Source organism: Thauera sp. GDN1 (genome assembly GCF_029223545.1).
Lineage (GTDB): Bacteria > Pseudomonadota > Gammaproteobacteria > Burkholderiales > Rhodocyclaceae > Thauera.
Genome location: NZ_CP097870.1, coordinates 1,174,062 through 1,195,683 on the forward strand (window position 1 = coordinate 1,174,062; position 21,622 = coordinate 1,195,683).

At 69.9% G+C, this 21,622-nt stretch carries 19 protein-coding genes; 4 read left to right on the forward strand and 15 right to left on the reverse strand.

The annotated features are described in order from the left end of the window. Positions 1 to 75 precede the first annotated feature (75 nt). The 4 genes from CKCBHOJB_RS05335 to CKCBHOJB_RS05350 all read right to left on the reverse strand — a co-directional run bounded on the left by CKCBHOJB_RS05335 (position 76) and on the right by CKCBHOJB_RS05350 (position 4,508). Positions 76 to 1,356 carry an FAD-dependent monooxygenase gene (locus tag CKCBHOJB_RS05335; protein ID WP_281050980.1) on the reverse strand — a complete coding sequence of 427 codons (1,281 nt, stop codon included), beginning with the start codon at positions 1,354 to 1,356 and terminating at the stop codon, positions 76 to 78. Then, the gene (locus CKCBHOJB_RS05340; RefSeq protein WP_281050981.1) at positions 1,349 to 2,692 is read right to left on the reverse strand and encodes an aminopeptidase P N-terminal domain-containing protein; all 1,344 of its coding nucleotides are present in this window, start codon (positions 2,690 to 2,692) and stop codon (positions 1,349 to 1,351) included. Before CKCBHOJB_RS05340 ends, CKCBHOJB_RS05335 begins: the two co-directional genes overlap by 8 nt. A 67-nt stretch (positions 2,693 to 2,759) precedes the next feature. Continuing rightward, on the reverse strand, positions 2,760 to 3,440 hold the full coding sequence (murU, locus tag CKCBHOJB_RS05345) for an N-acetylmuramate alpha-1-phosphate uridylyltransferase MurU (protein WP_281051623.1): 681 nt from the start codon (positions 3,438 to 3,440) through the stop codon (positions 2,760 to 2,762). Positions 3,441 to 3,479: 39 nt separating this feature from the next. Beyond that, positions 3,480 to 4,508: a phosphotransferase gene (locus tag CKCBHOJB_RS05350; protein ID WP_281050982.1), complete on the reverse strand. Its 1,029-nt coding sequence runs from the start codon at positions 4,506 to 4,508 to the stop codon at positions 3,480 to 3,482. A gap of 114 nt (positions 4,509 to 4,622) precedes the next feature. Between CKCBHOJB_RS05350 and CKCBHOJB_RS05355 the strand changes: the two genes are divergently transcribed. The 4 genes from CKCBHOJB_RS05355 to rsmA are packed head-to-tail and all read left to right on the forward strand — an operon-like array spanning position 4,623 to position 10,500. Then, the gene (locus CKCBHOJB_RS05355) at positions 4,623 to 7,286 is read left to right on the forward strand and encodes an LPS-assembly protein LptD (RefSeq protein ID WP_281050983.1); all 2,664 of its coding nucleotides are present in this window, start codon (positions 4,623 to 4,625) and stop codon (positions 7,284 to 7,286) included. Positions 7,287 to 7,317: 31 nt separating this feature from the next. Beyond that, positions 7,318 to 8,634 carry a peptidylprolyl isomerase gene (locus CKCBHOJB_RS05360; protein WP_281050984.1) on the forward strand — a complete coding sequence of 439 codons (1,317 nt, stop codon included), beginning with the start codon at positions 7,318 to 7,320 and terminating at the stop codon, positions 8,632 to 8,634. After that, positions 8,631 to 9,647: a 4-hydroxythreonine-4-phosphate dehydrogenase PdxA gene (pdxA, locus tag CKCBHOJB_RS05365; protein WP_281050985.1), complete on the forward strand. Its 1,017-nt coding sequence runs from the start codon at positions 8,631 to 8,633 to the stop codon at positions 9,645 to 9,647. Before CKCBHOJB_RS05360 ends, pdxA begins: the two co-directional genes overlap by 4 nt. Before the next feature lie 25 nt (positions 9,648 to 9,672). Then, positions 9,673 to 10,500: a 16S rRNA (adenine(1518)-N(6)/adenine(1519)-N(6))-dimethyltransferase RsmA gene (rsmA, locus tag CKCBHOJB_RS05370; protein WP_281050986.1), complete on the forward strand. Its 828-nt coding sequence runs from the start codon at positions 9,673 to 9,675 to the stop codon at positions 10,498 to 10,500. Between the two features lie 67 nt (positions 10,501 to 10,567). Here rsmA and CKCBHOJB_RS05375 read toward each other — a convergent pair whose 3' ends face one another. From CKCBHOJB_RS05375 to CKCBHOJB_RS05425, 11 genes are all read right to left on the reverse strand, one after another. Next, positions 10,568 to 10,759 (reverse strand): DUF2892 domain-containing protein, encoded by a 192-nt coding sequence (locus tag CKCBHOJB_RS05375; protein WP_281050987.1) that lies wholly within the window; start codon positions 10,757 to 10,759, stop codon positions 10,568 to 10,570. Positions 10,760 to 10,864: 105 nt separating this feature from the next. Then, on the reverse strand, positions 10,865 to 11,560 hold the full coding sequence (locus CKCBHOJB_RS05380; RefSeq protein WP_281050988.1) for a Crp/Fnr family transcriptional regulator: 696 nt from the start codon (positions 11,558 to 11,560) through the stop codon (positions 10,865 to 10,867). Between the two features lie 40 nt (positions 11,561 to 11,600). After that, entirely contained in the window at positions 11,601 to 12,374 is a 774-nt protein-coding gene (gene xth / locus CKCBHOJB_RS05385; RefSeq protein WP_281050989.1) for an exodeoxyribonuclease III, read from the reverse strand. Continuing rightward, positions 12,371 to 14,479: a M3 family metallopeptidase gene (locus CKCBHOJB_RS05390; RefSeq protein ID WP_281050990.1), complete on the reverse strand. Its 2,109-nt coding sequence runs from the start codon at positions 14,477 to 14,479 to the stop codon at positions 12,371 to 12,373. Before CKCBHOJB_RS05390 ends, xth begins: the two co-directional genes overlap by 4 nt. Positions 14,480 to 14,590: 111 nt before the next feature. Then, positions 14,591 to 15,364, reverse strand: coding sequence for a DUF2189 domain-containing protein (locus CKCBHOJB_RS05395; RefSeq protein ID WP_281050991.1), 774 nt, complete (start codon positions 15,362 to 15,364; stop codon positions 14,591 to 14,593). Between the two features lie 305 nt (positions 15,365 to 15,669). After that, the gene (locus CKCBHOJB_RS05400) at positions 15,670 to 16,605 is read right to left on the reverse strand and encodes a phosphoribosylaminoimidazolesuccinocarboxamide synthase (RefSeq protein ID WP_281050992.1); all 936 of its coding nucleotides are present in this window, start codon (positions 16,603 to 16,605) and stop codon (positions 15,670 to 15,672) included. 76 nt (positions 16,606 to 16,681) lie between these two features. Continuing rightward, a complete protein-coding gene (gene def / locus CKCBHOJB_RS05405; protein WP_281050993.1) occupies positions 16,682 to 17,206 on the reverse strand; it encodes a peptide deformylase in 525 nt (174 codons plus the stop codon). Positions 17,207 to 17,295: 89 nt separating this feature from the next. Beyond that, the gene (locus CKCBHOJB_RS05410; RefSeq protein ID WP_281051624.1) at positions 17,296 to 17,601 is read right to left on the reverse strand and encodes a hypothetical protein; all 306 of its coding nucleotides are present in this window, start codon (positions 17,599 to 17,601) and stop codon (positions 17,296 to 17,298) included. A 105-nt stretch (positions 17,602 to 17,706) separates the two neighbouring features. Continuing rightward, positions 17,707 to 19,002, reverse strand: a complete 1,296-nt coding sequence (locus CKCBHOJB_RS05415) for a DUF3422 domain-containing protein (protein WP_281050994.1) — start codon at positions 19,000 to 19,002, stop codon at positions 17,707 to 17,709. 243 nt (positions 19,003 to 19,245) lie between these two features. Further along, positions 19,246 to 20,295, reverse strand: a complete 1,050-nt coding sequence (fba, locus tag CKCBHOJB_RS05420; protein ID WP_281050995.1) for a class II fructose-bisphosphate aldolase — start codon at positions 20,293 to 20,295, stop codon at positions 19,246 to 19,248. Between the two features lie 35 nt (positions 20,296 to 20,330). Further along, positions 20,331 to 21,578 (reverse strand): phosphoglycerate kinase, encoded by a 1,248-nt coding sequence (locus CKCBHOJB_RS05425; RefSeq protein WP_281050996.1) that lies wholly within the window; start codon positions 21,576 to 21,578, stop codon positions 20,331 to 20,333. Between the last annotated feature and the right edge of the window lie 44 nt (positions 21,579 to 21,622).

Genomic DNA, 21,622 nt, shown 5'->3' on the forward strand with positions numbered 1-21,622 from the left:
TGAGGCGAAAGGCCTGCAGGTCCCGTATCGGGGCCGCAGGCCTTTTTCTTGGCGGCCGGGCTTGGGCGCGGCCGATCAGGGCCAGGCGCGTGCGCCGAACAGCATCCGGCGCGCGACGAAGTTGCGCAGCGGCGGCAGCAGGTCGAGGGCGAACAGCGCGGCGCCGCGCGCATGCCGCAGCGGGGCGAAGTCGTTGCTGAACACCCGCACCAGCGTATCGGTGAAACGGATCGTGCCCAGACGATCAAGCCCGCGGGCGGCGGCGTAGGCGGTGAGCACCTCCGCTCGCCCGGGGTCGAACGTCACAGGGTCTTGCGTGCCGGTGCGGGCTGCGGACGAGTCCGCCGTCTGCCTCGGCGGGGCCATCGCGCCGTCGCGTGCGAGCGCAGCCGCAGCCAGGGCGGATGCGTCGCGCTGCTTCAGCAAGGTGTCCGCCAGCGCCCACACGTCGCGCAGGGCGAGGTTGAAACCCTGCCCGGCTACCGGGTGCAGGGTCTGCGCGGCGTTGCCCAGCCACACCGTGCGCTGGGCGATGGTCGAGCGTCGATAGCGCAGCACCAGCGGATAGCGCAGGCGCGGGCCGACGCCGGTCAGCCGCGCGCGGCCGCCGATGTGCGCCTGCAGGCGGGCGAGGTAGGCCGCATCGTCGAGCGCCAGCAGCTCCTCGGCGGTCTCCGGGCGGAGGACATGCACCAGCGCGTAGCCCTGGCCCTTGGGCAGGAGCGCCACCGGGCCTTGCGCGGTGAAGCGCTCGAAGGCGGTGTGGCGGTGCCCGCCGGCGACCTGGACGTCGGCGATCAGCGCGTGCTGGCCGTAGTCGTGCTCGACGACGTTGGCGTCGCCGGCCCGCAGTCCGCCTTCGGCGCAGGCCGCAAGCCGCGCGCGCAGGGGGGGCGCGGCCCTTCCGGCGGTGGAGAGGCTGGCGATCACGTCGTCCTCGCCCGCCGCCAGGTTGGTGACCTCGGTCTCGTCCAGCACCGGGATGCCGGCGGCGTCGACCGCGGCGCGCAGCGTGGCGGCGAGTGCGCCGGCGGAGCTGACGTAGCCGAGCGCGGGCAGTTCGTGCTCGCTGGCGTCGATCAGCGTGCGGCCGAGCCCGCCCTGGTGCGAGATGTGGATGTGCTGGATCGCGGTGGTCGGCAGCGCATCCCACACGCCGAGGCGCTGCAGCGTGAGCCGGGTGCCGTGGGCGAGCGCGAGGTCGCGCGGGTCCTTCGTCACCGCTTCGCGCGCACGTGCGTCGGCGAGCACGATGTCGAGCCCCGCGTCCTTGAGCGCGAGCGCGAGCGCGAGGCCGACCGGACCGGCGCCGACGATCAGCAGGTCATGGACGCGGCCGGGCGTCTCGTCAGCCATGGCGGGTGTCCCGCATCAGCGCCTCGATGTCGGCGACCGCCTTGGGTACGTCCTCGGTGATCAGTTCGCAGCCGCCGGCGGTGACCACCGCGTCGTCCTCGATGCGGGCGCCGATGTTCCAGAACGCCTCGGGCACGTCGTCGGCGGGGCGGATGTAGCAGCCCGGCTCGATGGTCAGCACCATGCTCTCGACCAGCGGCCGCCATTCGCCGCCGAGCTTGTATTCGCCGGCGTCGTGCACGTCCATGCCCAGCCAGTGGCCGGTGCGGTGCATGTAGAAGCGGCGGTAGTCGCCGTTCTCGAGCACCGCATCGAGGCTGCCCTTGATGAGGCCGAGGTCGAGCATGCCCTGGGCGAGCACCTTCACCGCGGCATCGTGCGGCTGGTTCCAGTGCGCGCCGGGGCGGGTAGCCTCGCGCGCGGCGGCCTGGGCGGCGAGGACCATCTCGTAGACCTCGCGCTGCGGGCCGGAGAAGCGGCCGTTCACCGGGAAGGTCCGGGTGATGTCCGAGGCGTAACCGTCGAGCTCGCAGCCGGCGTCGATCAGCAGCAGGTCGCCGTCATCGAGGCGCTGGTCGTTCTCCACGTAGTGCAGCACGCAGGCGTTGGCGCCGCCGGCGACGATCGAGGTGTAGGCCGGCGCCTGGCTGCCGGCGGCGCGGAAGGCGTGCAGCAGTTCGGCTTCGATCTCGTACTCGAAGCGCCCCGGGCGGGTGGCGCGCATGGCGCGGCAGTGCGCGTCGGCGGAGATGCGCGCGGCGCGGCGCATGGTGGCGAGCTCGGACGCGTCCTTGACGAGGCGCATGTCGTCGAGCTCGGCGCGCAGGTCGCGCACCGAGTGCGGCGGGGTGAGGCCGGTCCTGGCCTTGTCGCGCACGGCGTTGAGCGCACCGAGCACCTTGGCGTCCCAGTCGTTGTCGTAGCCGAGGCTGGTCCACAGCAGGGGTTGGTCGGCGAGGTAGTCGGGCAGGCGCTTCTCGAGGTCGCCGATGGTCCACGCTTCGTCGAAGCCGAAGGCCTCGCGCGCCGCGTCGGGGCCCCAGCGGTAGCCGTCCCAGATCTCGCGCTCCTCGTTCTTCTCGCGACAGAAGAGGATCTGTTTCGTTTCCCTGCCGGCGACGAGCACGACGACCGCCTCGGGTTCGCGGAAAGCGGTGAGGTAGTAGAAGTAGCTGTCGTGACGGTAGGGGTAGTGGGCGTCGCGGTTGCGCACGCGCTCGGGCGCGGTGGGCAGGATGGCGACGCCGCCGCCGGCGGCCTGCATGCGCTGCAGCAGGCGGGTGCGGCGGGCGCGGAAGGGGGTGATGTCCACGGCGGTTTGGGCTGGTGCATTCATGCGCTGAATTATGTCACGGGGCGCTTTGGGAGGCAGGGGCGAGACGACCTGCGCCGGCAGCTGTGACTCAGGTGGATGGAGTGAGTTCTCGATCCAGCTCGGCGAGGCGTTGCGGAGTGCCGACGTCGATCCATCGTCCCGTATGGCGCTGGCCGCGGACCTTGCCGGCGGCCATGGCGCCGCGCAGAAGGGGCGCCAACTTGGCCGGGCTGTTGTCGGGCAGGCCGGCGAACAGCGCTGGGTGGTAGGCGCCGAGTCCGGAGAAGGTGAGGCGCGGCTTGCCGTCGGCGTGGATGTGGCCGTCGGAGGCGAGGCGGAAATCGCCCTCCGGGTGGTGCGCGGGATTGTCGACCAGCAGGAGATGGGCGAGCGGGCCGTCGGCATCGAGGCCTTGGGCGGCCGCGCGCAACGCGCCGAAGTCGGCGTCGCAGAAGACGTCGCCGTTGACGACGACGAAGGCGGCGTCGCCGAGCAGCGGCAGGGCGTGGCGGATGCCGCCGGCGGTCTCCAGCGCGCTGGCTTCGGGCGACCAGGCGATGTTCACACCGAAGGCCGCGCCGTCACCGAGCGCATCTTCCAGCCGATGACCGAGGTGGGCGTGGTTGATGACCAGTTCGGTGAAGCCGGCGGCGCGCAGGCGTTCGATGTGCCACACGATCAGGGGCTTGCCGCCCACCGGCAGCAGCGGCTTGGGCGTGTGGTCGGTGAGCGGGCGCATGCGCTCGCCGCGGCCGGCGGCGAGGATCATCGCTCGGGTCATGGCGTATCCGGTGGAGTGGGGCGTGGCTCAGAAGGTGTAGCCGACCTGGGTTTCCTCGGGCTCGAGGCGGTCGAGCAGCTTGAGCAGGGGGCCGAGGTCGCGGTAGCGCTTGCAGGCGCGGCGCAGGTAGTCCATCACCAGCGGCATGTCGGCGAGGTAGCCGTCCTTGCCGTCGCGGTGGTACAGGCGGGCGAAGATGCCCAGCACCTTGATGTGGCGCTGCACGCCCATCCATTCGAAATCGCGGTGGAACTCGGCGAACTCCTCGCGCACCGGCAGGCCGAGCTTTTTCGCGGTCTCCCAGTAACGGATCAGCAGGTCGAGGATGAACGCCTCGTCCCAGCGGATGTAGGCGTCCTTGAACAGCGACACCAGGTCGTAGCTGATCGGACCGTATACCGCATCCTGGAAGTCGATGATGCCGGGGTTGGGGCCGAGGCCGTCGGCCGGTTCGAGCAGCATCAGGTTGCGCGAGTGGTAGTCACGATGCACGAAGACCCGCGGCTCGGCCAGGTTGACCGCGAGGATCCTGTCGAAGGCGGCGTTCAGCGTGGCGGTCTCGGCGTCGGTGAGGGTGACGCCCTTGTGGCGGGCGACGTACCACTCGGGAAAGAGCTGCAACTCGCGCAGCAGCAGCGCGCGGTCGTACTCGGGCAGCACGCCGGGGCGGCTGGCGGACTGGATGGCGGCGAGCGAACCGAGGGCGTCGGCGTAGAGGTGGGCGGCGCGGTGTTCGTCGTCCTGCGCCTCGAGCGCCTGCAGGTAGGTGGTCGAGCCGAGGTCCGACAGCAGCAGGAAGCCCTGCGCCAGGTCCTGCGCGAGCACCTCGGGTACATGCGCGCCGGCAGCGCGAAAGAGTTCGGCCACGTGCAGCCAGGGGCGCACGTCCTCCTTTTCCGGAGGGGCGTCCATGACGATGCGCGGGGGGCTGCCGTCGGCGAAGGTGGCGCGGAAATAGCGCCGGAAGCTGGCGTCGGCCGAGGCGGGGGCGAGTTCGAAGGACTGGCCGGGCAGGGCGGCGGCGAGCCAGGTCCTCAGTTGTTCTAGGCGATGCAAACCGGTTCTCCGCGGGCGTTCGTGTAGAATCCGCGAGTTTATCAATACGGTGGTCCGGGTGTGCAGCCGTGCACGCCGGACGATCGCAAAGGCTTGATCCGCATGGCTCCCCGTATGGCTCCAAACACGCGCATTCGTCTGATTCCGCTGCTGTTGCTCTGCATGTCGGGCGCGAGTCTCGCCGAATCCCTGCCGCCGCTGAAGGTGGCGCCGGATCTGCTGCGTGGCGTGCGACCCGCGGCGGTGCAGGCGCCGGAATCCGGTGTTTCGACCCCGGCAGCAGAGGAACCCGCGGCGGGGGAAGGGGCCGTGGCAGCGGGCGAGGCGCTTGATCCCACGGCGGCGAAGGCGCCGGCCGCCCCGGTCCTGCCGGCGGCGACCACGCCCCGTGCGCCGATCGAGGAGCGCGCCGTGCCGGCCGACGAGCCCGCAGCTGCAGCCGAGGCGGCGACCGCCGTCCCCGCACCGAAATCGGCGGCCGATACCCAGCAGCGTGAGCAGTCCTCGGCCACGCCAGCGGCACCCGCATCGGCGGCCGACACCCCGGTGTCTCGGGCCCCGCGGGATGCGCAGGCTTCGGCAGCGCCGCTGCCGGTCGGCACCACGGCCATCACCGCACTGCGCATCCACGGTTCGCGCGGCATCGAACTCGTCGCCGAGGGCGAGGCGGAGCTGCAGCGTGACGACACCGTGCTGACCGCCGACAAGGTCACCTATCGCGAGCCGACCGACGAGGCCGTCGCCGAGGGCAACGTCGTACTCAGCCGTGGCAGCGACACCATCAAGGGACCGCAGGCGACCCTGGTCGTCGGAGACCGCACCGGGCAATTCGAGTCGCCGCGTTACCAGCTTTCGCGTGCGCGCGGCCCTGCGCTGGCCGGTGATGCGCCGCGCTCGGTGTCCGGCAGCGGCGAGGCCGATGTGCTCAAGCTCGAGGGCGAGAACCAGTACCGCCTGAAGAACGCCACGTGGACGACCTGCAGCCCGACCGACCCCGACTGGTACATCAAGGCGCGCGACCTGGAGCTCGACTACGACCGCGAGGTCGGTACCGCGCGCGGCGGCTCGATCGTGTTCATGGACACGCCGCTGTTCTGGATGCCGTGGATCGAGTTCCCGCTCAATGGCCAGCGCCAGTCAGGACTGCTGCCACCGACCTTCGGCTCCTCGAACAAGACCGGCGTCGATTTCACCCAGCCCTACTACTGGAACATCGCGCCCAACTACGACGCGACCATCGCACCGCGCATCATGAGCCGGCGTGGCCTTCAGGTCGGTGGCGAGTTCCGCTACCTGGGAGCGGACTACCAGGGCACGACCCGCGTCGAATGGATGCCGGAAGACCGGGTGACGGGCGAGGAGCGCCGCCTCGGCTCGATCCAGCACCAGCATCGCTTCGCGCCCAACCTGTACGGTACGCTGGACCTGAACGCGGTGTCGGATGACGCCTACTTCGAGGATCTGTCTTCGAACATCGGTGTCGCCTCTCGCGTTAACCTGCTGAGGCAGGGGCTGCTGAGTTACAGCGGCGGCTGGTGGAATGCATCGGCCCGTGTCCAGAGCTACCAGACGCTCAGCCCGGATCCCGACAAACCGAAGAACGTCAGCCCATATCGCCGCGTGCCGCAGATTCTGGTGTCCGCGCTGCGTCCGGACCTGGCGGGAGGCCTCAGTGCGGGAATGGAGGCGGAGTACGTAAGGTTCGAGCATGAGTTGGCAAGCCGCGTCGACGGCGATCGCTTCACGGCCTACCCGCATCTCTCGCTGCCGATGCAGGGCGCTTCCTGGTTCGTCACGCCCAAGGTGGGCGTCAATTACAGCCAGTATTCGCTCGACAGGCCGGACGTCGCCAGCCAGGCCGGGTTGGCGACATCTATAACGCGGTCGGTGCCGATCGCCTCGATCGATAGCGGTCTGTTCTTCGATCGCGAGACCACGGCCTTCGGTCGTGACTACGTGCAGACGCTGGAGCCACGCCTCTTTTATCTGAAAGTGCCCTATCGCGACCAGAGCGAGATCCCGCTCTTCGATACCAGCCGGTACGACGTCGGGTTCGCGCAGATCTTTGCGGAGAACCGGTACTCGGGCAAGGATCGGATCGGCGACGCCAACGACCTGACTGCGGCAGTGACGACGCGCTTCATAGAGTCCGATACCGGCGTCGAGCGCCTGCGTGCACTGATCGGCCAGCGTTACTACTTCTCGGATCAGAAGGTTGGGCTGAACCAGTCGGAGACCTTGAGGGAGTCCGGTCGTGGCGCCGAGCTGCTCGCCGGCCTGGGCGGACGCATTTCGCGTTCGGTCTCGATCGACTCGTATGTCCAGTACAACACCGAAACCAATCGCAGCGAGCGGATCAATGCGAACGTTCGCTACCAGCCGGAGTTCGCGAAGGTGCTCAACCTCAGCTATCGCTATGCGCCGACCCTGCGCATCGTGGACGACATCGTCGGCCTCGAGGACATCGACGTCTCCGGCCAGTGGCCGATCGCGCGCAATTGGTACGGCGTTGGCCGCGTGACCCACTCGCTCAAGGACGACCGCGTCACCGAGGCCGTCGCCGGCCTCGAGTACGACGGCGGCTGCTGGGTCTTCCGCACCGCGGTGCACCGCTTCGCGATCGATGAAAGCGATGTCACCAACGCCATCTTCGTCCAGCTCGAACTCAACGACCTGGCCGGCATCGGCTCCAACCCGCTCAGCCTGATCAAGCGCAGCGTGCCGGGCTATGGCAAGATCAACGACTCCTCCGCCGACCGGGTGTTCGGTGCCGAGTGAGTCCCGCTCCGCGAATCCACAGCGAATGAACATGACCCGTCTTTTTCTCCATACCCGTGTCGCGCTGGCCATCGGCCTGGCGGCGGCGACGCTCGCCATGCCGGTCCATGCCGCGCCGCGCGCGGTCGAAGTCGATCGCATCGTCGCGGTCGTCAATAGCGAAGTGATCACCTCCCTGCAGCTGCGCGCCCGCATCGAACAGGCCAAGCGCCAGCTCGCGCGCCAGGGCGTCGAACTGCCGCCGGACAACGTGCTCGAGCGCCAGCTCCTCGAGCGCCTGATCGTGGAGCGCGCGCAGGTGCAGCTCGCGCAGGAAACCTCGCTGCGGGTCGACGATGCCACGCTCGAGCGCGCCATCGAGCGCATCGCGGCCAACAACAAGCTGTCGGTCGAGCAGCTGCGCGAGGCGCTGGAGAAGGACGGCGTCGCCTGGGGCCGTTTCCGCGACGAGATCCGCACCGAGATCCTGCTCACCCGGCTGCGCGAGCGCGAAGTCGACAGCCGCGTCGTCGTCACCGATGCGGAGATCGACAACTTCATCGCCAACAACCCGGATGCATTCTCAGGCCAGGAGTTCGCGGTCGCGCACATCCTGCTGCGCACGCCCGAGGGCGCTTCGCCGCAACAGATCGAGGCGGTGGCGCGGCGCGCCGAGCAGGTTATGTCGCGGCTGCGCTCGGGCGAGGATTTCGCCCGCGTCGCCGCCGAGGTGTCCGACGCCCCCGACGGCCTCCAGGGCGGCAGCCTGGGCTGGCGTCCGCTCGACCGCCTGCCGGCGCTGTTCGCCGACGCGGTGCGCCGCATGCAGCCGGGCGAGACCTCGCCAGTGCTGCGCAGCGCGGCCGGCCTGCACATCGTGCGCCTGGTCGAGCGCCGCGGCGGCGGCGCCGAGGCGGTGCAGCGGCTCGAACAGACGCGTGCCCGCCACATCCTGATCAAGACCTCCGAGGTGCTGTCCGACGCCGATGCCGAGGCGCGCCTGCTGGCGATCCGCGAGCGCGTGGTCAACGGCGCCGACTTCGGCGAGCTCGCCAAGGCCAGCTCCGCCGACCTGTCCGCCGCCAAGGGCGGCGACCTCGGCTGGCTGAATCCGGGCGATACCGTGCCCGAGTTCGAGCGCGCGATGAATGCGCTGCAGGCCGGCGAGGTGAGCCCGCCGGTGCGCTCGCCCTTCGGCTGGCACCTGGTCCAGGTGATGGAGCGCCGCGTGCAGGACGTCACCGACGAGCGCAAGCGCGCCGCGGCGCGCCAGGCCCTGCGCGAGCGCAAGGCCGAGCAGGCCTACGAGGACTGGGTGCGGCAGCTGCGCGACAGCACCTACGTCGATTACCGCCTCGAGCGCGAGTGAGCGTGAGCGCTGGCGGCACCCGGCCGGTCGTCGCCATCACCAGTGGTGAACCGGCCGGCGTCGGCCCGGAGTTGTGCCTGCGCATCGTCGAGCGCGACTGGCCGGCGCGGCTGGTGGTGCTCGGCGACATCGAGCTGATGCGCGCGCGCGCGGCGCAGGTGGGCAGCACGGTGGAGATCCGCGCCTGGCAGCCCGATGCGGACGTGCCGGCGGGTGTGATCGAGGTCTGTCACCAGCCGCTGTCCAGGCCTTCGTCGCCCGGCCGGCTCGATCCCGCCAACGGCGCCTGCGTGCTGCGCCTGCTCGATCGCGCGATCGCCGGCTGCGTCAGCGGCGAGTTCGCCGCCATGGTCACCGCGCCGGTGCACAAGGGCGTGATCTGCGAGGGGCTCGGCGCCCGCGACAGCATGCCCTTCACCGGCCACACGGAATACCTCGCCGAACACACCGGCGCGCCGCGGGTGGTGATGATGCTGGTGGGCGGCGGCATGCGCGTGGCGCTGGCGACGACCCACCTGCCGCTGGCCGCGGTGCCGGCCGCGATCACGCCGCAGGTGCTGGAAGAGACGCTGCGTATCCTCGACGCCGACCTGAGGCGCCACTTCGGCCTGGCCGCGCCGCGCGTCCTGGTCGCCGGCCTCAACCCGCATGCGGGCGAGGGTGGCCACATGGGGCGCGAGGAGATCGACGTCATCATCCCGGTGCTCGACAGGCTGCGTGCCGAGGGCATGCACCTCGTCGGCCCGCTGCCGGCCGACACCCTGTTCGTGCCGCACACGCTGGCGCAGGGCGATGCGGTGCTGGCGATGTACCACGACCAGGGCCTGCCGGTGCTCAAGCACGCGAGCTTCGGCGGCGGCGTCAATGTCACCCTCGGCCTGCCGATCATCCGCACCTCGGTCGACCACGGCACCGCGCTCGACCTCGCCGGCACCGGGCGCGCCGACCCGGGCAGCCTGTTCGCCGCGATCGAGCTGGCGATCGACATGGCCGCAGCCCGGGCCGCCGCCTGAAGCGGACGGCCCGCAAAGGAATTTCATGCACGACCTCGAGACCGACGGCCATCGCGCGCGCAAGCGCTTTGGCCAGAACTTCCTGTCCGACCCCAACATCATCCGCAAGATCATCGACGGCATCCGCCCGCAGCCGGGCGAGCTGATGGTCGAGATCGGCCCCGGCCTGGGCGCGATGACCGCGCCGCTGATCGAGCGCCTCGGCCACCTGCACGTGGTCGAGATCGACCGCGACCTGATCGAGCGCCTGCACGAACGCTACACGCCGGCGCAGATCACGGTGCACGAGGGCGACGCGCTGAAGTTCGACTTCGGCAGCCTGTGCGGCACCGAGGACGCGGGTGGAGAGCGCACGCTGCGCATCGTCGGCAACCTGCCCTACAACATCTCCACGCCCATCCTGTTCCACCTCGCCGCCTTCGCCGACAAGGTCAAGGACATGACCTTCATGCTGCAGAAGGAGGTGGTGATGCGCATGGTGGCGGAGCCCGGCACCGAGGAATACGGCCGCCTGTCGGTGATGCTGCAGTACCGCTTCCGCATGGGGCGGCTGTTCGATGTGCCGCCGGGCGCGTTCCGGCCGGCGCCCAAGGTGATGTCGAGCATCGTGCGCATGGCGCCGCTGCCGAAGGACCAGCTCGGGGCGAAGGACGAGGCGCTGCTCGGCCGCATCGTCACCGCCGCCTTCGGCCAGCGTCGAAAGACGCTGAAGAACACCCTGCGCGACTTCATGGGCGATGCCGATTTCGAGGTGGTCGGCATCGATCCTGGCCTGCGCGGCGAGAAACTGTCGGTCGAACAGTACGTCGCGATCGCCAATCACTGCAGCGCACGCGGCGGCGACGCACAGTAAGCGCAGTGCCCGAAAACGAGGAAGCCGGCGCAAGGCCGGCTTCCGTTCGTCGTGCGGCGCCTGCCGCTTACTTCTTGCTCAGGGGGCAGGTGTTCATGCCGAGCAGGGTGTAGGCGGGGCACCAGCCGAGCAGGCCGGTGGCGAGCGGCACGACGCCGATCCACGCCCACACCGGGCCGCCCATCAGGGCCCAGGCGATCAGCGCGATGCCGGCCACAATGCGAAGAATCTTGTCGATGCCGCCAACGTTCGTTTTCATGATGCGCTCCTGGTAGGGAAGGGACAGTGGCGCCATTGGAGCATGACGGTCGATGCCCCGTCTGTAACCGAGGTTACATAGCCCCTGCCGCATCGCCCCCGGGGTTCAGGCCCGGCCCGAGCCTTCGGCCGACAGCCGGCGCAGGCCGGCCGGATCCAGGATCTCCACCTGCTCGCGCGCCAGCCGCACCAGGCCCTGGTCGGCGAAGCTCTTCAGCAGGCGGCTGACGATCTCGCGCACGCTGCCGAGTTCGTCGGCGAGCTGCTGGTGGGTGACGTGCAGCACTCGCCCCTTGCCCAGCAGCAGCGCTGCCAGGCGCTGGTCGAGCTTGCGGAAGGCGACCTCCTCGATCAGCTGCATCAGGTCGGCGATGCGCTCGGAGAAGAGGTGGAAGACGAAGTCGCGGAAGGGGCGCTCGGCCATCATCTCGTCGAACACCGCTTTCGGCAGCAGCATCAGCAGGGTGTCGGACTCGGTGACGCCGCGCGCGTTGTAGTCCTCGTGGCCGAGCAGGCAGGACGAGGAGATGATGCAGGTCTCGCCCGGACCGACCCGGTACAGCGGCAACTCGCGCCCGCTCGGCGCGCACTTGCTCACCCGCACCGAGCCCTCGACCACGAAGGGGAAGCCCTCGCAGGCCTGGCGGTCGTCGAACAACATCGCGCCCGCGGGAACGCGCATCCATTGCGCGCTGCGCAGCAGGCGGTCGCGTGCCGGGACGGCCAGCGCGGAAAGTACCGGGTAGCAGGCAGAAAGGCGTGCTGCGTCTGCAGCCGGTGCGGCGGTGTCGTTCGAGCTCATAGGGCGGTCTTCATGCACGTCAGGGCGGGGCGGGGGCTCGTCATGCGCCGAGCGCCAGTTCCAGCACTACCGGCGCGTGATCCGACGGCCGCTCCAGCCGGCGCGGTTCCTTGTCCACGCTGCAGCTGCGGCAGGCCTCGCGCAGCGCGGGCGACACCAGCAGGTGGTCGATGCGCAGGCCGAAATTGCGCCGGAAGGCCATCATCCGGTAGTCCCACCACGAGAACGCGCGCTCGGGCTGTTCGAACAGGCGGAAGGCGTCGATCAGGCCGAGCTCCTGCAGCGCGCGGAAGGCGGCGCGCTCGGGTGCGGAGACGTGGATCTCGTCCTTCCAGTCCGGGTGGGCGTCGCGGTCCTCGGGGGCGATGTTGAAGTCGCCCGCCAGCACCAGGCGCTCGTGCGTCTGCAGTTCCGCGCGCAGCCAGTCGGTCAGCGCCGCGAGCCAGCGCAGCTTGTACTCGAACTTGTCCGAGCCCACCGCCTGGCCGTTGGGGAAGTAGCCGCACACCACGCGCACGCTAGCGATCGTGGCGGCGACGATGCGCTTCTGCTCGTCCTCGAAGCCGGGGATGTTGCGCACCACCGTCGCCTCGTCGATCGGCTGCGGGCTCAGGATGGCGACGCCGTTGTAGGTCTTCTGGCCGATGAAGACGGCGTGGTAGCCGGCGGCCTCGAGTTCGGCGACCGGGAAGGCCCTGTCCTCGAGCTTGAGCTCCTGCAGGCACAGCGCGTCGGGCTTGTTGGCGGCGAGCCAGTCGAGGACCTGGGGCAGGCGGACCTTGAGCGAGTTGACGTTCCAGGTGGCGATCTTCATGCTTGCGCCACCATGCCGCTATGGCGAAGCAGCGCGTCGACCTTGGGCTCGCGGCCGCGGAAGGCCTTGAAGGAATCGAGCGCCGGGCGGCTGCCGCCCACCGCCAGGATCTCGCGCCAGAAGCGCTCGCCGGTCTCGGGGTCGAGCAGGCTGCCGCGACCGGCGCCGGCTTCCTCGAAGGCCTCGAAAGCGTCGGCCGACAACACCTCGGCCCACTTGTAGCTGTAATAGCCCGCCGCATAGCCGCCGGCGAAGATGTGCGAGAAGCTGTGCGGGAAACGATGCCAGGCGGGCGGGATCATCACCGCGACTTCGCGCCGGACCTCGTCGAGCAGGGCCATCACGCGCTCGATCGGCACGGGACCTGAGGAGGCATCCACTTCGCTGTGCAGGCGCAGGTCGAACATCGAGAACTCGAGTTGGCGCACGGTCTGCATGCCGCTCTGGAAGTTCTTGGCGGCGATCATCTTGTCGTAGAGCGCGCGCGGCAGCGGCTCCCCGCTGTCGATGTGCGCGGTCATGCCCTGCAGCACGTCCCACTCCCAGCAGAAGTTCTCCATGAACTGGCTGGGCAGCTCGACCGCGTCCCACTCCACGCCGTGGATGCCGGACACCGCGAGCTCGTCCACCTGGGTGAGCAGGTGGTGCAGGCCGTGGCCGCACTCGTGGAACAGCGTCAGCACGTCGTCGTGGGTGAAGGTGGCGGGCCGTCTTTTCGTCCCTTCGCCCACCGGGCCGGGGAAGTTGCACACCAGGTAGGCCACCGGCGTGTCGCTGCCCCAGGTGTTGCGGTGGCGGCTGCGTGCCGAATCCATCCACGCGCCGCCGCGCTTGGTACTGCGCGCGTGCAGGTCGAGGTAGAAGTGACCGACGAGCTCCGGTCCGTTCGCACCCTCCTTCTCGATGCGGAAGAAGCGCACGTCGGGATCCCAGGTTGGCGCCTCGTCCGGCAGGATGTCGACGCGGTACAGCGCTCGGATCACGCCGAACAGACCGTCGAGCACCTTGGGCTCGGGGAAGTACTGCTTCACCTCCTGGTCGGAGTAGGCGTAGCGCGCCTGGCGGAGTTTTTCCGAGGCGTAGGCGACGTCCCAGGGCTCGAGCGTGTCGAGGCCCAACTCGGTCTTGGCGAAGGCCTTCAGCTCCTCCAGGTCTCTCTCGGCAAACGGCTTGGCCTTGGCAGCGAGGTCGTGCAGGAAGCTGAGCACTTGTGCCGGCGAGTCGGCCATCTTGGGCACCAGCGAGACCTCGGCAAAGTTCCTGTAGCCGAGCATCCGCGCTTCCTCGTCGCGCAGCGCCAGGATGCGACCGATGAGCGGGCCATTGTCCAGTTCCGCGTTGCCGAGCTCCGAGGCGCGGGTGGCGTAGGCGCGGTACATGCGCGCGCGCAGCGCGCGGTCGTCGGCGTACTGCAGCACGGGCAGGTAGGAGGGCATCTGCAGGGTGAACTTCCAGCCCGGCTTGCCCTCGGCCTCGGCGGCGGCGCGGGCCGCCTCGCGGGCGTCGTCCGGGATTCCGGAAAGGCCGGCCTCGTCGGTGATCCACTCGGCGTGGGCGTTGGTGGCGTCGAGCAGGTTCTCGGAGAACTTGGCGGCGAGCTGGGACTGCTCTTCCTGGATCTCCTGGAAGCGCGGCTTCTGCGCGTCGGGCAGCTCGGCGCCGGAGAGGCGGAAGTCGCGCAGCGCGTGTTCGAGGATGCGCTGGCGCACCGGCGACAGGGTGGCGAACTCGGCGCTGTCGTGCAGCGCCTTGTACTTCTGGAACAGCGCCAGGTTCTGCCCGACCTCGGCGTAGAAGCGCGAGATGTCGGGCAGCATGGCGTTGTAGGCCTCGCGCCACTCGGGCACGTCGAACACGCTGTGCAGGTGGCCGACCACGCCCCAGGCGCGGCCGAGACGCTCGCCGGCCTCGTCCATCGGGCTGACGAAGGCGTCCCAGGTCGGCGTGGCGGGGTCGGCGGTCAGGCGTTCGATCAGGGCGCGGTTCTCGTCGATCAGGCCGCGGATGGCGGGCTCCACATGTTCCGGCTTGATGTCGGCGAAACGCGGCATGCCCGAGAAGTCGAGCAGGGGATTGGTGTTGGAGGAGGGCGTGCTCTCGTGCATCTTCTACCTTGTCTGTACGTTCCGGCCTGGCCGGACAAGGCGGCTATTCTGCCGCAAAAAAAGACGGCGGGCGCCGCGCACGACGCCCGCCGCCGGTCTGATCGAGTGTATTCAGCGGACCAGATCGCGATAGGCATGCCAGGTGGCGTGCCCCACCAGCGGCAGCAGGATCACCATGCCGACCATCATGCTGGCGAAGCCGATGCCGACCAGGAGGACGATCATCACCGCCCACAGCATCATCGTGTCGAAGTTCGTCTGTACCGCGCGCAGGCTGGTCATCGCGGCGGTGACGCCGTCGGTGTCGCGATCCATCAGCAGCGGGATCGAGATCGCCGACAGCGCGAACACGACGATCGCCAGCACGGCGCCGACGATGACGTACGCGGCCAGGAAGTAGAGGTTCTCGCCCGAGCCCAGGATGCCGCTGACGAAGTTCGTCACGTTGCCGATTTCGCCGCGGTAGAAGAGGGCGAACATGATCGCCGAGATGCGCTCCCAGCCGACCAGCGCGATGGCGAGGAAGGCGCCGAAGAAGGCGAGGCTGTCGGCATTGCGGGCGAGCCCGCGCAGGGAGCCCATGAAGGACACGCGCTCACCCTTCTCGTGCCGGCGCGAGATCTCGTACAGGCCTGCAGCTGCAAGCGGGCCGATCAGCATGAAGCCGGAGATCGCCGCCATGAACAGGTAGGGCTTGTCTGCGGCGTAGGACAGGATCGCGTAGCCGATCGCTGCCAGGATCACGCCGTAGGAAAGGCTGGCGCCGAGGTTCTCGCGCATGTCGTCCCAGCCCATGCGCAGCCACTGCATCGGCCGCTCCGTCCCGACCGAACGGATGTGGGGCAGGTTGAAATGGTGGTCCAGCGAGTCGTAGGGCTTGTCCATGATCGTCTCCGCATGTCCTTCGTCGTTGTCGGCACGTCGCCCGTGGGTGGTATCGACGCGCACGGAGAAGTGCGCGCGATGCCTGGGGCCGTCGTGATCTTAGAATAGGACAGGTGCGAAGAGTTCGCGAATGAGAGCTGTTCCTCGTCCAGATAGGGTGAGGCTATGCGGCGCGCACGCTGCCCGCGCGCGCCCGTCCTGTGGGTTCATGAGGCCTGCATCTGGTCCTCACGGGCGCCGAAAAGCACAAGGGGCACCCCTTGGGGCGCCCCTTGCCGACAGCCTGTGCGCCAGGTGCGCGGCGCTCAGTCCAGCTTGTGGCCGGTCAGGCGCTCGTAGGCCTCGCGGTACTTGCCCGCGGTGTGCTCGATGACGTCGGCCGGCAGCTTCGGGCCGGGGGCGGTCTTGTTCCAGTCGAGCGTCTCCAGGTAGTCGCGCACGAACTGCTTGTCGAAGGACGGCGGGCTGATGCCCTCGCGGTAGCTGTCGGCCGGCCAGAAGCGTGAGGAGTCGGGGGTCAGCGCCTCGTCGATCAGGTGCAGCGTGCCCGCGGCGTCGATGCCGAACTCGAACTTGGTGTCGGCGATGATGATGCCGCGGCTGGCGGCGTAGTCGGCCGCTTCCGAATACAGCGCGATCGCCGCGGCGCGCGCCTCTTCGGCGAGCTCGGCGCCGCTCTTGCCGGTGCCGGCGAGGGCGTCCGCGAGCATCGCGTCGCAGCGCGCCTGCGCCTGCGCGAACGAGATGTTCTCGTCGTGCTCGCCCATCTCGGCCTTGGACGAGGGCGTGAAGATCGGCGCCGGCAGCTTGGCCGCCTGCTGCAGGCCGGCGGGCAGGGCGATGCCGCAGATCGCGCCGGTGGCCTGATAGTCCTTCCAGCCCGAACCGATCACGTAGCCGCGCACCACCGCCTCGATCGGCAGCGGCTTCAGGCGCTTGACCACCAGCGCGCGGCCGCGCACCTGCTCGCGCTCGTCGGCTGCCACCACGCTCTCGGGGTCGATGCCGGTGAGCTGGTTGGGCAGGATGTGGGCGAGCTTGTCGAACCAGAAGTTCGCCAGCGCCACCAGCACGCGGCCCTTGTCGGGGATCGGGTCGGGCAGGATCACGTCGAAGGCCGACAGGCGATCGCTGGTCACGATCAGCAGCTTCTCGTCGTCGACGGCATAGATGTCGCGCACCTTGCCGCGGCCGAGCAGCGGCAGGCTCTTGATGGAAGTCTCGAAAATGGGCGTCGCCACGGTGGGGCCTCGGGTTGCTGGCAAAAACGGGATTATAGGGGAGTGGAGGCGCGGCGTACCGCGGCCGTCGGATGCGCTAGCTGCCGAGCTCGGGGAACAGCACGTCGGTGAATCCGAACCGAGCGAAATCCCGCACCCGCATCGGATACAGCGTGCCGTCCAGGTGGTCGCATTCGTGCTGCACCACGCGGGCGTGGAAGCCCTCGGCGATGCGGTCGATCGGTTCGCCATCGGGGGTGAAGCCCCGGTAGCGGATGCGGGTGTGGCGGGGCACGACGCCGCGCAGGCCGGGCACGGAGAGACAGCCCTCCCAGCCGTCCTCGGTCTCGTCGCCGAGCGGCGTGATCACCGGGTTGGCGAGGACGGTCATCGGCACCGGCGGCGCGTCCGGATAGCGCTGGCTGTGCTCGAAGCCGAAGATCACGACGCGCAAGCCGACGCCGATCTGCGGGGCGGCGAGGCCGACGCCGCCCTCGGCCGCCATGGTGTCGAGCATGTCTGCGATCAGCGCGGCGAGTTCGCGCGTGCCGAACGCGGTGACCGGGGCGGCGGGCTGCAGCAGGCGAGGATCGCCCATGCGCAGGACGGAACGGACGGTCATGGACGGGAGGATCTCAGGATGGGTTCAGGGGGCGCGCGTTGAAGGTTCAGGCCGGCAGGCTCATTCGCAAGCGAGCTTCGGGTCCGGGTTCATGCCGTGTGGGCTGCGAACAGCCCGGCCAGCACCGGCGACAACACGAAATCGAATTCTGCCGCGAGTTCGGCGACCGGGTCATCCACCGGGACGAAGTCGGCGAGCAGCAGCGGCCGCAGCGCCTCGGGCACGCGCATGAAGAGCCCGTCGCGGTCGTTGAGCGGCTCGCCGGCGACGTAGATCTGGGTGACGAAGGGGCGGTCGCTTCCCTGGAACACCGCGGCGTGGATGTGCGGCGTGCGCCCGGGATAGGGCACCGGGCGGATGGTGCGGAAGCGGTAGCGCCCGTCGGCGTCGGTGATCGTGTGGCCGAAGCCCTGGAAGTTGGGGTCCTCATCGAGGCCGCCGCGGTCGCGCGGGTGGCGGTGTCCCTGTCGCTGCTCGCCGGGGCGAGTCCCTCTTGCCGTTCAGGGATGCGCACTGCCTTCTTCCTCGCTCAACAGCTTGCGCATGCGCCGCAGCCCCATGAACACCAGCCCGGCGATCACCGGGATCGACAGCGCGGTGATCACCTCCGGCGTGGCCGGGGCGATGAAGTCCTTGGCGCCCTTGGCGACGTAATTCACCAGTTGCGAGGCGTAGTAGGTGATCGCCACCACCGACAGGCCTTCCACCGTCTCCTGCAGGTGGAGCTGGATCCTGGCGCGGCGGTTCATCTGCGCCAGCAGTTCCTGGTTCTGGCGCTCGAGCTCGATGTCGACCCGGGTGCGCAGCAGTTGCGAGTTGCGCGCGATGCGGCCGGAGAGGTCTTCCTGGCGGCGGGCGATGGTGGCGCAGGTGGCTATGGCGGGGGCGAGGCGGCGCTCCATGAACTCGCGGATGGTGGGGAAGCCGCCGAGGCGGGTCTCGCGCAGATCCTCGACGCGCTGCTGCACCAGGCGGTAATAGGCCGCGGCCGCACCGAAGCGGAAGGTGGTCCGCGCCACCGAGCGTTCGACCTCGGCGGCGAGCCGGGTGAGGCGGCCGAGCATGATGCGGTCGTCCTCGGTGCTGCGCGCCTGGCCGAGGCCGTCCATGAGGTCGGCGAGCTCGTCCTCGGCGCGCGACAGCAGGCGCCCGACCTCCTTGGCGACCGGGAAGGCGAGGAGCGCCATCACGCGGTAGGTCTCGATCTCGACCAGGCGCTGCACCATGCGCCCGGCCTGGCGCGGGGTGAGGCCGTCGTCGAGCAGCAGGAAGCGCGAGAAGCCGTCGTGGAGGTGGAAGTCGGTGAACACCCAGCCGGCGCATTCGGCCACGCGCGCGGCGACCAGGGTCTGGCCCCGTGGCGAGGCCTGGTCGAGCACCTTGTCGGGCGACACGTCGTCGGTGCTGCGCAGCTCGATGTGGGTGGCGGCGATGAGCTGGCCGGGGATGTCCTTGCGCCACGCTGCGGGGACGGAGAGCAGGGCATGTTCCTCGCCGGCGTCGCCGGCCTCGATGCGGCGGAAGAAGGTGTAGCTGGAGAACTCGTTGTGGCGCTCCCACTTCAGGCGAAAGGCACCGATGTCGAGGAACAGGTGGCCGCTGTCGGTCGCCGGCGCGGGCAGGCCGAACTGTTCGGCGAGCGAGGCGAGGTGCGCGGCTTCGCGCCCGGCACTGCCTTCGTGATGCAGGAAGGCGAGGTAGGTGACGTACTCGGGCGTCTCGAGCGGGACGGGCGGGCGCGCATGCACCTCGTCGTTGAGCGTCTGGCGCAGGGGATGCTGTTCGAACAGGGACATGAGGGCGGGCGCGCAGTGTGGCGTGATGAACGTGAAGGCGGGAGCGCCGGAGGCAGCGAGCGGGCATTCTTGCCCAGCGGCTCGCGCCGTGACAAGCGGATCGGTGCCGGCGGCCAGCGTTCGCGCGCAGGCGTGGGCCGGCCGGCGCCACAAAAAGGAAGCCCGCTTCCGGGACGGGGAAGCGGGCCAAGGCCCGAGGGCCGGGAGAGGGGGGCGCGGCGCGTCCGTCGCTGGGGGAGAATCTCAGCGCGCGGTGCCGGCGTAGCGCCGTGCCAGCGCCTCCAGCGGCAAGGGCTTGATCCGGCTTGCGTGGCCGGCGCAGCCGAAGGCCTCGAAGCGCTCGCGACAGATGTCGCGTGCCGCGTCGCGCGCGGCCTTGAAGAACTTGCGCGGGTCGAACTCCTTGCGGTCGGTGGCCATCAGCCGGCGCATCGCACCGCTCATCGCCAGACGCAGGTCGGTGTCGATGTTGATCTTGCGCACGCCGCTCCTGATGCCCTGCACGATGGCCTCGACCGGCACGCCGTAGGTCTCGCCGATCTCGCCGCCGTGTTCGCGGATGATGGCGAGCCACTCCTGCGGCACGCTGGAAGATCCATGCATCACCAGATGCGTGTCCGGGATGCGGGCATGGATGGCGGCGATGCGGTCGATGGCGAGGATGTCGCCGGTGGGCGGGCGGGTGAACTTGTAGGCGCCGTGGCTGGTGCCGATCGCCACCGCGAGCGCATCGACCCCGGTGGCGGCGACGAAGTCGGCGGCTTCGGCGGGGTCGGTCAGCATCTGGCTGTGGTCGAGCGTGCCTTCCGCGCCGACGCCGTCCTCCTCGCCGGCCTGGCCGGTCTCGAGCGAACCGAGGCAGCCGAGCTCGCCCTCCACCGACACCCCCACCGCGTGCGCCATCTCGACCACGCGGCGGGTGACCTCGACGTTGTAGGCGTAGCTCGCCGGGGTCTTCATGTCCTCGCGCAGCGAGCCGTCCATCATCACGCTGGTGAAGCCGCTGCGGATCGACTGCTGGCATACCGCCGGGCTGGCGCCGTGGTCCTGGTGCAGGCAGACGGGGAGGTCGGGCCACTGCTCGACCGCGGCCTCGACCATCTTCTTCAGGAAGGCCTCGCCCGCGTAGCCGCGCGCGCCGGCCGAGGCCTGCAGGATGACCGGGCTGGCGGTGGCCTCGGCGGCGAGCATGATGGCCTGGATCTGCTCCATGTTGTTGATGTTGAAGGCGGGTACGCCGTAGCCGTGTTCGGCGGCGTGGTCGAGCAGCTGGCGCAGGGCGATCATGGCCATGGGGTGTCTCCGGAGGGTTGGGAATGGCGGGCGTGTCAGGTCAGTTCGGGCTCGTGCTCGAACTGCGGCACCGGCTCGACGCGGCGGCTCCCGGGGCGGGCGCGGGCGCGCAGGGCGGCGACGGCGGGCAGCTCGCGGCCTTCGAGGAACTCGAGGAAGGCGCCGCCGCCGGTGGAGACGTAGTCGATGCGCTCGCCGACACCGAAGCGCGCGATTGCCGCCAGCGTGTCGCCGCCGCCGGCGATGCTGTAGGCGGGGCTGGCGGCGACGGCCTCGGCGAGGCGGCGGGTGCCGGCGGCGAAGGCGTCCATCTCGAACACGCCCACCGGGCCGTTCCAGACGATGGTTCCGGCGCGCGCGAGCACGCCAGCGAGGGAGTCGCGGCTGTCGGGGCCGATGTCGAGGATCATCCAGCCGGGCGGGACGCGTTCGGCGTCGCAGACGCGGGCGTCGGCGTCCGCCGCAAAGCGGTCGGCGATCACCACGTCCTCCGGCAGCCACACCACGCCGCCGCGCTCGGCCAGCCGGCGTTCCACCCGCCGTGCCGCCTCGACCAGCTCGGGCTCGTGCAGCGAGGCGCCGACCTCGCAGCCGCGCGCGGCGAGGAAGGTGTTGGCGATGCCGCCGCCGAGCACCATCAGGTCCACCTTGTCCGCCAGGCTCTCGAGGATGGTGAGCTTGGTCGACACCTTGGAGCCGGCGACGATCGCGGCGAGCGGGCGTGTCGGGCGGGCCAGCGCGCGGCCCAGCGCCTCCAGCTCGGCACTCATCAGCGGGCCGGCGCAGGCCACCGGCGCCGCCAGCGCCAGCGCGTGCAGCGTGCATTCCTTGCGGTGCGCGGTGCCGAAGGCGTCGTTCACGTAGACGTCGACGAAGCGCGCGATGCGCGCGGCGAGTTGCGGATCGTCGGCCTTCTCGCCGACATTGCCGCGACAGTTCTCCAGCATCACGACTTCGCCGGGGATGACGCCGAAGTCGCCGTTCGTCCACGCCTCGATCAGGCGTACCGGCCTGCCCAGCAGTGCGGACAGGCTCGCGGCGACCGGCGCCAGCGAGTCGGCCGTGCCCAGCGCGCCCTCGGTCGGGCGCCCGAGGTGGGAGGTGATCATCACCGCAGCCCCCGCCTCCAGGCAGTGGCAGATCGCCGGCAGCGTGGCGCGGATGCGGGTGTCGTCGGCCAGCGTGCCGTCGGCCTTGAAGGGCACGTTGAAGTCGGCGCGGATGAAGATCCGCTTGCCGGCGAGCTCGGCGGCCGGGATGTCGGAAAGGCGCAGGAAGTCCATGGCGGTCTTCTCCTTCGTTGAACCGTGTGGGCGCGGGGCGGGTG

Coding starts and splice junctions, on each gene's coding strand:
- CKCBHOJB_RS05335 (WP_281050980.1), bottom strand. CDS start 1,356: ATGGCTGACGAGACGCCCGGCCGCGTCCATGACCTGCTGATCGTCGGC.
- CKCBHOJB_RS05340 (WP_281050981.1), bottom strand. CDS start 2,692: ATGAATGCACCAGCCCAAACCGCCGTGGACATCACCCCCTTCCGCGCC.
- murU (WP_281051623.1), bottom strand. CDS start 3,440: ATGATCCTCGCCGCCGGCCGCGGCGAGCGCATGCGCCCGCTCACCGAC.
- CKCBHOJB_RS05355 (WP_281050983.1), top strand. CDS start 4,623: ATGGCTCCAAACACGCGCATTCGTCTGATTCCGCTGCTGTTGCTCTGC.
- CKCBHOJB_RS05360 (WP_281050984.1), top strand. CDS start 7,318: ATGACCCGTCTTTTTCTCCATACCCGTGTCGCGCTGGCCATCGGCCTG.
- rsmA (WP_281050986.1), top strand. CDS start 9,673: ATGCACGACCTCGAGACCGACGGCCATCGCGCGCGCAAGCGCTTTGGC.
- CKCBHOJB_RS05375 (WP_281050987.1), bottom strand. CDS start 10,759: ATGAAAACGAACGTTGGCGGCATCGACAAGATTCTTCGCATTGTGGCC.
- CKCBHOJB_RS05380 (WP_281050988.1), bottom strand. CDS start 11,560: ATGAGCTCGAACGACACCGCCGCACCGGCTGCAGACGCAGCACGCCTT.
- xth (WP_281050989.1), bottom strand. CDS start 12,374: ATGAAGATCGCCACCTGGAACGTCAACTCGCTCAAGGTCCGCCTGCCC.
- CKCBHOJB_RS05390 (WP_281050990.1), bottom strand. CDS start 14,479: ATGCACGAGAGCACGCCCTCCTCCAACACCAATCCCCTGCTCGACTTC.
- CKCBHOJB_RS05395 (WP_281050991.1), bottom strand. CDS start 15,364: ATGGACAAGCCCTACGACTCGCTGGACCACCATTTCAACCTGCCCCAC.
- def (WP_281050993.1), bottom strand. CDS start 17,206: ATGACCGTCCGTTCCGTCCTGCGCATGGGCGATCCTCGCCTGCTGCAG.
- CKCBHOJB_RS05415 (WP_281050994.1), bottom strand. CDS start 19,002: ATGTCCCTGTTCGAACAGCATCCCCTGCGCCAGACGCTCAACGACGAG.
- fba (WP_281050995.1), bottom strand. CDS start 20,295: ATGGCCATGATCGCCCTGCGCCAGCTGCTCGACCACGCCGCCGAACAC.
- CKCBHOJB_RS05425 (WP_281050996.1), bottom strand. CDS start 21,578: ATGGACTTCCTGCGCCTTTCCGACATCCCGGCCGCCGAGCTCGCCGGC.